General features: G+C 71.6%; 8 protein-coding genes. 5 read left to right on the top strand and 3 right to left on the bottom strand.

Annotated elements, in window-relative coordinates; genetic code table 11:
- Nucleotides 1-200: 200 nt before the first annotated feature.
- Nucleotides 201-2,123, bottom strand: a complete 1,923-nt coding sequence (locus ACTHNQ_RS05745) for an acyltransferase family protein (RefSeq protein ID WP_440331902.1) — start codon at nucleotides 2,121-2,123, stop codon at nucleotides 201-203.
- Nucleotides 2,124-2,324: 201 nt separating this feature from the next.
- Here ACTHNQ_RS05745 and ACTHNQ_RS05740 point away from each other — a divergent pair, with 201 nt between their 5' ends.
- From ACTHNQ_RS05740 to ACTHNQ_RS05725, 4 genes are all read left to right on the top strand, one after another.
- Nucleotides 2,325-4,547: an adenylate/guanylate cyclase domain-containing protein gene (locus tag ACTHNQ_RS05740; RefSeq protein WP_440331900.1), complete on the top strand. Its 2,223-nt coding sequence runs from the start codon at nucleotides 2,325-2,327 to the stop codon at nucleotides 4,545-4,547.
- Nucleotides 4,548-4,554: 7 nt separating this feature from the next.
- Nucleotides 4,555-5,988, top strand: coding sequence for a mechanosensitive ion channel domain-containing protein (locus ACTHNQ_RS05735; RefSeq protein WP_440331898.1), 1,434 nt, complete (start codon nucleotides 4,555-4,557; stop codon nucleotides 5,986-5,988).
- A gap of 31 nt (nucleotides 5,989-6,019) precedes the next feature.
- A complete protein-coding gene (truA, locus tag ACTHNQ_RS05730; protein ID WP_440331896.1) occupies nucleotides 6,020-6,880 on the top strand; it encodes a tRNA pseudouridine(38-40) synthase TruA in 861 nt (286 codons plus the stop codon).
- Nucleotides 6,881-6,947: 67 nt separating this feature from the next.
- On the top strand, nucleotides 6,948-7,541 hold the full coding sequence (locus tag ACTHNQ_RS05725) for a hypothetical protein (protein ID WP_440331894.1): 594 nt from the start codon (nucleotides 6,948-6,950) through the stop codon (nucleotides 7,539-7,541).
- On the opposite strand, the gene ACTHNQ_RS05720 is transcribed toward ACTHNQ_RS05725, so the two are convergent.
- Both ACTHNQ_RS05720 and ACTHNQ_RS05715 read right to left on the bottom strand, forming a co-directional pair.
- Nucleotides 7,519-8,697 (bottom strand): hypothetical protein, encoded by a 1,179-nt coding sequence (locus tag ACTHNQ_RS05720; RefSeq protein WP_440331892.1) that lies wholly within the window; start codon nucleotides 8,695-8,697, stop codon nucleotides 7,519-7,521. The two genes, ACTHNQ_RS05725 and ACTHNQ_RS05720, sit on opposite strands and share 23 nt — an antisense overlap.
- Entirely contained in the window at nucleotides 8,694-10,355 is a 1,662-nt protein-coding gene (locus tag ACTHNQ_RS05715; RefSeq protein WP_440331890.1) for an ATP-binding protein, read from the bottom strand. The genes ACTHNQ_RS05720 and ACTHNQ_RS05715 overlap by 4 nt, the downstream gene beginning before the upstream one ends.
- Nucleotides 10,356-10,543: 188 nt before the next feature.
- Here ACTHNQ_RS05715 and ACTHNQ_RS05710 point away from each other — a divergent pair.
- A partial coding sequence (locus ACTHNQ_RS05710; protein ID WP_440331888.1) for a glycosyltransferase family 2 protein occupies nucleotides 10,544-11,205 on the top strand: 662 nt, incomplete at its 3' end.

The following is an 11,205-nucleotide window of genomic DNA, read 5'->3' as shown; positions in this document are numbered from 1 at the left end:
GGCGTGACACCTCGGCGTCGACCTCGATGCCCGGCAGGCTGCGGCAGCGTTGCCCGGCCACCCTTGCCCCGCGAGCCCCGCCACCCGTCAGGGTGGCGGGTCTCGCTGCGTCTGTGGGGGCGGATGCCGGCAGAGACGGGGGACGAGACGTCCGCCCCCTGCGGGCAGTACGCCGAGGGTCAGCGGTCAGCGGTCAGCGGTCAGCGGCCGGCGTCGAGCCGCGTCTGCTGCAGCTGCACGAAGAGCTCCGCGCGCTCGCGCCGTTCCTCGGCGAGACGGTCGACCGCGTCGGCGACGGTGTCGGCGAAGATGCGCCCGCCCGCCTCGCCGGGGTGGATGCGGTCGCCCGCGAGCAGGTCCTCGTGCGGGGCGATGGCCGCGGCCCAGTCGGCGACGACGACGTTCGGGCGCGCCGCGGCGAAGGCCTGCAGGTCGGCGTTGACGCCGGGGATCCAGTCACGGGGCGCGTACGCATTCACGAGGACGAGGCTGCGGTCGGGGCCCAGGTCGGCGGCGATGCGGTCGAGCGCGTCGTGATCGACCGGGCCGTTGGTGCCGAGCGCGATCACGACGTACGGGCGCAGGCGTCCCTCGCTCGCGAGGGCCTCGAGGATGCGGGGGCCCGCGCGCATCGGGCGTGACACCTCGGCGTCGACCTCGATGCCCGGCAGGCGATCCATGAGCCCGCCCGCCGAGGCGAGCATGACGGAGTCGCCGACGGCGGTGATCTCGTCTCCGGGCACGCCGCCGTCGTCCGGCGCCGGCGTGGCGGCGGGGGTCGGGGTGATCTCGGGCGAGACGCGGGCCCTCTCGAGCGCGCGTCGCCCCGCCTCGACGGCGGCCTCGGCGCTGGATTCGTCGGGCGCCGCGGCCAGGGCGGCCCCCGTCCCCGCGAGCACGAGCACGCCGGCGAGCGCGGCGCCGAGCACGCGCAGGCGTGCGCGCGGACCGCCCTGCAGGCGGCGCCACAGCGCCCGGGTCGACGCGCGGAACCCGATCCGGCGCACCGGCGTCTCGACGTACCGGTACGACAGAGCGGATGCCGCAAGCGTCACCACCAGCACCCCGAGGCCGATGGGGACGGGCACTACGGCGGTCGTCGTGGCTCCCTGCAGCACGGCCATCGCCACGACGAGCAGCGGCCAGTGCCACAGGTAGATGCCGTACGACCGGTCGCCGATCCAGCGCATCGGCGGGACGTCGATCGCACGCCCGAACGCGGCGCCCGGCCAGACGCCCGCGGTGATCGCGACGGCGCTCAGCACGCTCGCCCCGAGCAGCGCGCCGGGGAATGCGGCGGTCGATCCAGCAGTCGGCAGCGAGGCGATGACGACGATGCCCACGAGTGCGACGACCCCGGCGAATCCGGCGGCCCGGCGCGCGAGGACCGCGCGCGTCCAGTGCGGCCGGGCGGCGGCATCCTGAGACGGATCCCCCGGCCGGAGCAGAGGGACCAGCAGGAACGCGAGGCCCACGCCCAGCAGCAGGCCGAAGGCGTGCGTGTCGGTGCCGAAGTACGCACGGGTGAGGTCGCCGCCACGCGACGTCACGGTGACCATCCAGACTGCCGACGCGGCCGCGAGGGCGAAGGCCGCGGCAGCGCGGCCCCACGTGCGCGGCAGCAGGAGGAACAGCGGGAAGAGCAGCGGCCACAGCACGTAGAACTGCTCTTCCACGGCGAGCGACCAGAAGTTGCGGAACAGCTCAGGCGCGGCGGCCGAGAAGTAGCCTCCGCCGCCGGCGATCGACAGCCAGTTGGAGCTGAACGTGGCCGCTCCGAGCACCTGGGCGTCCAGCCCCACCAGGACATCGCCGCCGACGAGCCACGCGAGCGTCGAGCACACCGCCACCACGAGCGCGAGGGCCGGCAGCAGGCGCCGCGCGCGGCGCTGCCAGAAGCGCCCCAGCGCGACGCGGCCCGTCGCCGTCCGCTCGCGCAGCAGCAGGCTCGTGATGAGGAATCCGCTGATCACGAAGAAGACGTCGACGCCCACGAAGCCGCCCGGCAGCACGGCGGGCGGGAACAGGTGGTACGCGACGACGAGGATCACGGCGATCGCCCGCAGTCCGTCGAGCCCCGGGAAACGGCTGGACGGGCGGGTGGCGGGCGCGATCGACGACATCAGTTCTGTATGCACAGGGAAGGGTGGGGGGAAACAGCAAGTCTACGCGGGCGGCGGCGTATCACCTCGACCCCACGCGCCTCTATGCCCGTGAGAGGCCGAGCGCTAAGGTGGGCCCATCTCGGGTGATGGGGTTCACCCGAGAGACCTGGGGACGCGCGCGGGAGCGCGCGGCACACAGGGCGCGCGAAGGGAGAAGGCGTGTCCGCATCTGGGGTGCCGATCGAGCCTGCCGTGCGCGCCGACTCCGGCGGGTCGGCGGCGCAGTGGGTGGGGACTCCGCGGCCGCGGTCGCGGGGCGGGCTGTCGATCTACTCCATCCTGCTGATCATGCTGCTGTCGGTCAGCGTGCTGTCGAGCATCGTCGTCGGCGTCATCGGCTACGTCAACGGCACCCAGGCGCTGCGGGGCATCGCGTACGAGCGGCTCGTCGAGATCCGCGAGAACCGGGCCCGCGAGGTCACGCAGCTGTTCGACGGCATCGAGGGCGCCGTGCGTCTCGCCGCCCTCGGCGACACCAGCAAGCAGGCCGTGAAGGCGTTCACCGACGGGTACGCGCAGCTGCAGGGCGTGCCTCTCGACGGTTCCGCGTCCACGGCGGTCGACACGTACTATCGCGACGTCTTCGCGGCGCAGCTCGAAGAGGCGACGGGGACCACGGTCGACGGGACGAGCTTCGCCCCCCACACCGCCGCGCAACGCTACCTGCAGTACTACTACGTGACGCCGTTCGACGACTGGGCGGACGCCATCCGCAACGACGGCGCCGACGACGCGAGCGCGTGGACGCAGGCGCACCGCGACTATCACCCGTACTTCCGCGCGATGACCCAGCTGCAGGACTTCGAGGACGTGCTCCTCATCGACACCGAGGGCGACGTCGTCTACACCGCGTACAAGGGCGTCGACCTCGGCACGAACCTGTTCGACGGACCGTACCGGCTGTCGAACCTCGCCGACGCCTACCGCGAGGCGATGGCCCGCAACATCGTGGGCAACGTGGTCCTCGCCGACTTCGCCGCGTACAACCCGAGCCTCGGCAATCCCGCTGGGTGGGCGGTGACCCCGATCGCCGACGACGGAGAGGTCATCGGCGCGCTCGCCGTGGAGCTGCCGATCGACCGCATCAACGAGGTCATGACGGTCGACGGTGCCTTCGCGCTCAACGGGCTGGGCGCGACGGGGGAGACGTACCTCGTGGGCGAGGACGGCTACATGCGCTCGGTCTCGCGCGCCCTGCAGGACGACCCCGCGGCGTACGAGAAGGCCGCGGTGGCGGCGGGACTCGCGCCCGAGGCGGCGCGGCTGAGCGTCGAGCACGGCGACACGCTGCTGCAGCAGTCGATCGGAGCGGATGCCGTCACCCGCGCGATCGCGGGCGACACCGGCACCGTGCTGGAGACGGACTACCTGGGCCGCGAGAGCCTCACGGCGTACGCCCCGCTCGACATCGACGGTCTCGACTGGGTCATCGTGGCGCAGCAGACCGAGACCGACGCGAGGGGCCCCGTGGCGGACTTCACGCGCAACCTCATCCTCTCGACGGCCGGCATGATCATCGGCGTCTGCCTGCTGTCGCGCGTGCTCGCGCAGGTGTTCGTGCGTCCCCTGCGGCGCCTGAAGACCGCGGCGCAGCGCATCGCCGCGGGGGAGGAGGGCGTGCAGGTCGACGCCGGCTCCAGCGATGAGCTCGCCGACGTCGCCGACGCGTTCAACGACATGAGCCGCAGCCTGCAGGTGAAGTCGCAGCTCATCGAGGAGCAGGAGCGCGCCAACGAAGAGCTCATCCTGTCGTTCATGCCGGAGGGCATGGCGAGCCGGTACAAGCCGGGGGACGAGGCATCCATCACCCAGGACAGCGACGACGTCACGGTCGTCTTCGCCGACATCGTCGGATTCGAGGCATGGGCGCTGTCGCTGTCGTCCGACGAGGCGATCGCTCGCCTGAACGACCTCGTCCGCTCGTTCGACGAGGCCGCCGAGCGGCACGGCGTCGAGCGGGTCCGCACGACGCGGCAGAGCTATCTCGCCAGCTGCGGGCTCGCGACGCCGCGGGTGGACAACGCCCGCCGCGCGGTGGAGTTCGCCCGCGAGCTCGACACGATCCTCGAGCGCTACTCCGCGCAGCAGGGCGTGCAGCTGACGCTGCGCGCGGGCCTGGACTCGGGCAAGGTCACGAGCGGGCTCATCGGCCGCGCACGCGTCGTCTACGACATGTGGGGGGATGCCGTGAACCTGGCGTTCCGCGTGCAGGGCGACTCCGACGAGCCCGGCATCTACATCACGCAGCGGGTCGCGGACCGGCTGCCCGACTCGATCCCGGTGCGGCCCGCCGGCGAGATCGAGACGCAGAGCGGCGGCCAGCGGGTGTGGAAGGTCGAGACCCCGGCCGTCGTGCCGGTGAACACTGCCGCCGAGGTGTGAGGCCGCCGTGTCCGACATCGTGCAGCAGCCCTGGTTCTGGCCGGCGGTCATCGTGTCGGTGGGCCTGCCGCTCGCCCTCATCGGGCTGACCGAGCTCTACAACGCCCTCGTCCGTCGCGGCAGCAGGGCGGCGCCGATCGTCGCGATGGTGCGCAACTACGTCGTGCCCGTCGCCGGCGTGCTGATCCTCCTCAGCCAGCCCGGTGCCTGGGAGGGATCGGGCATGTGGCCGAAGGTCGTCTGGACCATCTTCGGGCTGCTGGTGATCGTGGTGACGATCAACGCCGCGAACCACCTGGTCTTCCACCGTGCCGAGAAGGGGTCGTGGCGCGACCGGTTCCCGACGATCTTCAGCGACCTGATCCGGTTCGTGTTCATCGTCGTGGGCATCGCGCTGCTGTTCTGGTGGGTGTGGGGCGCCGACGTCGCCGGGGTGTTCGCCGCCCTGGGCGTCACGTCGATCGTCGTGGGCCTCGCACTGCAGAACGCGGTCGGCTCGATCGTCTCGGGACTGTTCCTCATCTTCGAGGCGCCGTTCGAGCTCGGCGACTGGATCGAGATGGACAGCACCCGCGGGCAGATCGTCGAGGTCAACTGGCGCGCGGTGCACCTCGAGACCGGCAACGGCACGATCGTGGTGCCGACGGCGGAGCTCGCCGGCGGCACGTTCACGAACCTCTCCCGCAATCCCGAACCGTACGCCGCGACGATGGCGTTCGAGTTCGGCAGCGACGACCCGCCCGGCCGGGTGCGCGAGCTGCTGGTGACGGTCGCCCGCGACATCCCGCTCATCGCGGCCGGGCCCGAGCCGACCGCGAAGACGCTGGGCGGCTCGCGCTACGAGGTCGCGATCCCGCTGCGCTCGCCGGGCGACCGGGATGCCGTCACCGACGCCTTCGCGACACGTCTCTGGTACGCCGCGCGCCGCGCCGACCTGCACCTCGACGGCGATCTCACCGACGAGTGGCGCACGCCCGCCCGCCTGCAGGACGCGCTGCGGCAGATCGCGCCGGCGCTGAGTCTCGCCCCGGGCGACACCGACACGCTCGCCGCGCACACGCGGCTGGAGCGGTACTGCGCGGGCGAATCGCTGCTGCGCCCCGGCACCGTGCCGGTCGAGACGCGCTTCATCCTGGCGGGCAGCGTGGTGCTCGGCATCCCCACCGACGACGACGGGTTCGTGCAGGTCGCGACGCTGGGGGTCGACGATCCGGTCGGGCTCACCGCGCTCTCGCGCACCCACACGATCTCGCGGGCCGTCGCCACCAGCGAGGTCGATGTGCTGGTGGTGCCGGTGAGCGTGCTCGACGACATCGTGCGCGCACACCCCGTGGTCGCGCGCGAGATGGTGCGCGAGAGCGAGAACCGCGTGCGGCAGGCCGCGGCGGCGCTGCAGGCCGTGGGGCACCAGCTGCCCCGCGGCCGTGCGGTCGTCGGCTGAGGCATCCCTCTCGGCCGCATAGAGTGGGCTCGTGCGCATCCGGCTCGACATCGCCTACGACGGCACGCATTTTCGCGGATGGGCGCGGCAGCCGGGTCTGCGCACCGTGCAGGAGACCCTCGAGACCGCCCTCGCCCGCGTCGTCGGCGGCAGCCCCCGGCTCGTCGTCGCCGGTCGCACCGACGCCGGGGTGCACGCGAGCGATCAGGTCGCCCACGTCGATCTCGACGAGGCGCAGAGCGAGAGGATGCTGGCACGCCACGCCCGCCCGTCGGCCGCGCCCCAGACGCCGGAGGACCGCGCACACGCGCTCGCCGCCCGCATCACGGGCGTGCTCGGGGCGTACTCCGACGTCGCGGTGACCGGCTCGCGTCTGGCTCCCGAGGGGTTCGACGCGCGATTCTCGGCCGTATGGCGCCGGTACGAGTACCGCATCGCCGACACCGTCTCGGGCTACGACCCGCTCGAGCGCAACCGCACGACCACCGTGAGGGTCGCGCTGGACGAGACCGCGATGGATGCCGCAGCCCGTGCGCTCATCGGCCTGCACGACTTCGCGGCGTACTGCAAGCCGCGCGAAGAGGCGACCACCATCCGCACGCTGCTCGAGTTCGACTGGCACCGCGACGCCGCCGGCGTGCTCGTCGCCAACGTCAAGGCCGATGCGTTCTGCCACAGCATGGTGCGGGCCCTCGTGGGTGCGTGCGTCGCCGTCGGGGAAGGGCGGCTCGGTCTGGACGACGTGGTCGACATCCGTGACGCGCGGGAGCGCGTGCCGGAGGTCAAGGTCCTCGCAGCCCGCGGGCTCACGCTCACCGAGGTGGGATACCCCGCCGACGAGCTGCTTGCTCAGCGCGCAGAGCAGACCCGCGCGCGACGCGCGCTCGACTGAGTCGACCCGCGCGCGCACGACGCTAGACTGACCGGACTCGCCCGCCGGGGGTGGATTCGGGGGTCGCATGCGCAGGTTCCATCGGTTCGTCACGATCGCCTCGGCCGGTGCGCTCAGCGCTGCGCTGCTCGCGGGATGCGGACCCGCGCCGTGGGACCAGGGGGGAGGCGCAACCCCGTCGGCGACGTCGACAGCAGTGCCCACGCCGGTGCCCAACGACCTGTCGGGGGGATCCACCCAGCGATCGCTGACCGCAGGGCCCGTGACGGCGACGATCGACTACTGGTCGACCCTGTCGATGGACAAGTGGACGCCGGCGGCGATCAAGCCCGTCAGCATCGCGTTGAAGACCACCGTCGAGCCCGCCGACGGCCAGAAGGTCTACCTGCAGCGCGCGTCCATGACCGCGGTGCCCTCGTCGGCCGACGGCCCGCTCGATCCGCTCCAGCCCCAGGTGGACGCCGCGACCGTGAGTCCGGGCTACCTCGTACTCGACCCGTACAGCTACTCGCAGACCTTCAACGTCGGACCCGTGCCTGACGAGGCCACGTCGGTGACGCTGCAGTTCAGCTACGACTTCCTGGTGCAGACCACGCCGACATCGAGCGAGTACGCCAAGCAGACCGCGAGCGACACGATCACGGTTGCTCTGACTGGCTGATCAGGCGTTCGACGATCGTCGCGCTGACCCGCTCCCACCGGTCGCCGCCCTTGGCGCTGGCCAGCCTCGCCGCTTCGCGGCCGGTGTACACCAGGGTGTCGAGGTCGTAGCCGAGCACAGAGACCGGCGCCCATCCCGCGCTCGCGGTCGGCCGGATGGGGAGCTCGCCGTCCACATCCAGCTCCGTGATCCGCTCGAGCACGGTGCGCAGCAGATCCCGCACGACCACCTCGGCACGCGGGACGAGCGCCACGACCGCCCCCGGCGTCGGGGAGCCGACGTCGGATTCCGCGGGGAACACCTCGCGCACGGTCGCCTCTAGCCGGTCCACCAGACTCGAGAACGCCGGCGCGCCCGCGCTCTGCCGGATGTCGGCGGCGTCGTCGATCGCGAAGAACACGACCGACCACGGCTCGGACGACTTCTGCGCGCGGAGCAGACGCGCGCCCGCAGTCCGCTCGAACTGCTGCCATTCCGTCGACACCGCGGTCGAGCGTGCCAGACCGCTGTCGCGCACGCTGGCTCCCACGACCGCGATCAGCGCGCACGCCACGTAGACCAGCATCCCGGCCGAAGAGATCAGCCGTACGAGCGCGAAATCATCGCCGCCGGAGGGTGGGAAGACGAAACCGCCGACGAACGTCGCGGCCCCGGTGACGAAGAAGGCGATCGAGACGATCGCCAGCGGCAGCAGCAGCCGGTCGCTGCGCGCGGCCGTTCCCCGCCGCGCCCAGTCGATCACGAAGAGCGCGGCGAACACGGATGCCGCGAAGAAGACGGTGCGGTACGCCACCGTGAACCACGCGAGGTCGCGGGCCAGCGCGAGCGAGAGAGCGGACACCACCGCGACCGCTGGGCCCGCCCATACGTGCGGACGCATGCCCCAGGCCGCCCGGAACCCCGACCACAGCAGCGCCGGCGATCCCATGAGCGCGCCGAGCGACGCCCGCCGGAGGGCCTCCATGCCGGTCACGTCTCCGGCCACCACGCCGTAGGTCGCCAGCATTGCGAGGGCGAACGCGAAGCTCCAGTACAGCGTGGCGCGACCCGGCTTGACGAGGAAGGCGATGCCGATCGTGAGCATCGTGGCGAGCGTGGTGATCACTGCCTGCGCGATGCCGAGGTCGACCACCGTGCCCGAGACGAGATCGGTCATGACGAGTCCCTTCCGGCGTGCGCCGCGTCCGCCGTCGGCTCGGCCAACGGCAGGGTCACGGTGACGGTCGTGCCCGAGCCTGCTTCGCTCTCGATCGCGAGCTCGCCGCCGTGCGCCCGCACGATGTCGTCGCTGATGCCGAGCCCGAGGCCGGTGCCGCCGGCCTTCTCCTTCGCCTCCGCGGCGCGGAAGTAGGGCGTCAGCACGCGAGGCAGATCATCCTGACCGATGCCGATGCCGGTGTCGGACACCGTCAGCACGACGCTCCCGTGATCGATCGCCGCACGGATGCGCACCTGGCCGTCATGCGGCGTGTACTTGATCGCGTTGCTGACTATGTTGTCGACGACCTGGCGGAGCCGGAAGCCGTCGGCCGCGATCGGCAGGACCTCATCGGCCTGGACATCGACCGTGATGTCGGCGGCCGCCGCCGTCGCCCGGAACGACGCGACGGAGTCGAGCACGATCCGCCGCAGATCGATGTCGTCCACCTCGTCGCGCCCGCCGAAACCGCGGCGCGACGTCGCGACGAGCGTCTCGGTCATCGTCAGCATCCGGTCGCTGGCGGCGATGATCGACTCGAAGCGCTCGCGTGTGCGGGGCTCCAGCTCGTCCAGTTCGAGGGCCAGCTCGGCATTGCCGATCATCACGGTGAGCGGATGCTTGAGCTCGTGCGAGGCCATCGCGGTGAACCGCTCCCGCTCTCGCTGCGCGTAGGTGAGCGCGGTCACGTCGTGGACCAGGAGCAGGATGCCGGGATCCTCGTCGCCGCGTGCGGCCAGTCGCTTCGCGGTCACCGACAGCGCATGCCATTCACCCTCGGCGGTGAACAGCCAGACGGACGCATCGGTGAACGTCTCGCCGCGGGTCGCGCGGACGAAAGGGCGCTCGGAGTAGGGGATGGGCATCCCGCGCAGTCCCGTGTACTCGACCGAGTGCGCCGGCAGAGTCGGGTCGAGGGGGTCCAGTCCGTAGAGGCGCGAGTATGCGTCGTTGACCGCGAGCACGGTGCCGGCCTCCGACAGCCGGACGATGCCGGTGTCGATCCCGTTGAGGATCTCCATCGTGCGGCGCTCCTGGTCGGAACGCCGGCCGAGGGTGGCGGTCAGGCGCCCGGCCTGCCGGCGCAGCAGGCGCCGGAGCGAGCGTGTGCGACGCAGCGCAAGATGCGCCGTGATGCCGATGAACGTGAGCGAGATCAGGACGACGAACACGCGCAGCGCTGCGATGCTGCCGGGCGTGAGCGTCGAGTCGACGAGCAGGATGAGCCCGATCAGCGACAGCATGACGGCGAGCGCGGGGGCCCGGAAGTGCATCGCCACCCACATCACGGGGAACACCCAGAGGTAGCCGAGGCGGAGGTCGGTGCCGCTGGAGACGAGCCCGATCGCCAGCGCATCGGCGAAGGGCACCGCCAGGACCGCCCGCGCAGGCAGCCGGGACCACGGCACGGCCAGCGTCGCGAGCGTCAGCACGACGACCGCGAGGGTGCCGACGAGGAAGTTCCACCGACCGAACGTCGCCGGCTGCAGCACCATCACGAGGACCGCGGTGATGAGCACGCTGGCGGCGAGAACGAGCTGCGTCAGCCAGATCGAACGTGTGCGCCCATCGGGTGTGCCGACGACGTACGTCGCCTCTGCCGCCCCGATTCGCATGAATCGATTCTATTTAGGCCTTCATCCGGGATTTCGGGCGGCACCCCGGGAAGCCCGAGACCGCTCTTGCGGATGCCTTGCGCAAACCTTGCGGGAGCTCTGGGCTGCTCTCGGCGGGGCGTTGCGGTCGGCGTACCAGTCTGGAGGCAGCCGGAGAACCCCGGACCGAACAGACGAGAGCGACGACAGTGACCGACCTGGGGCCCCTCACCCGCAGCGCGCGGCCCGCCCGACCCGTGCCGGGCGCAACTGCGCTCGAGGTCGTCGCCGATCCGTCGCACGGGTTCGCGGACGACTTCGATGCCGTCCTCGACGACGGCGCGGTGCAGCGCTCGACGATCGGCTGCGTCATCCCCGCGTACAACGAGGAGGCGTCGATCGCCGCGGTCATCGAGGGCCTGCTGGCTCAGACCCGCGTGCCGGACGTCATCCACGTCGTCGTCAACAACACGTCGGACGCGACCGTGCGGATCGCCTCGGAGTTCGCCGGCCCGCACGAGGTCGTCACCGAGCTCGGCGAGCAGTTCACCGAGGTCTTCGTGCACGACATCGGCAAGAACCCCGACAAGAAGGTCGGCGCCCTGAACTACGGCTACACCCTCGTCGAGGGCTACGACTACCTGCTCGGCGTCGACGGCGACACCGTGGCCGACGCGCGAGCGGTCGAGTACCTCGAGGCCGAGGCCGTCTCGGACACGCGGATCGGAGGGATCTCGGCGATCTACTCGATCGACGACCGTCCGATCAAGGGCGGCATCGCGAAGTTCCTGATCACGGGTCAGCGCGCGCAGTTCGCCGCGTTCAACCTGCACAACCTGCTGCGGGGCCGCAACATGGCGGTGCTCGGCGG

It is taken from the genome of Microbacterium sp. (assembly GCF_051953575.1).
Lineage (GTDB): Bacteria > Actinomycetota > Actinomycetes > Actinomycetales > Microbacteriaceae > Microbacterium.
The sequence above is the reverse complement of the archived record's forward strand: the minus strand, read 5'-3'. Positions and strand labels throughout refer to the sequence as shown.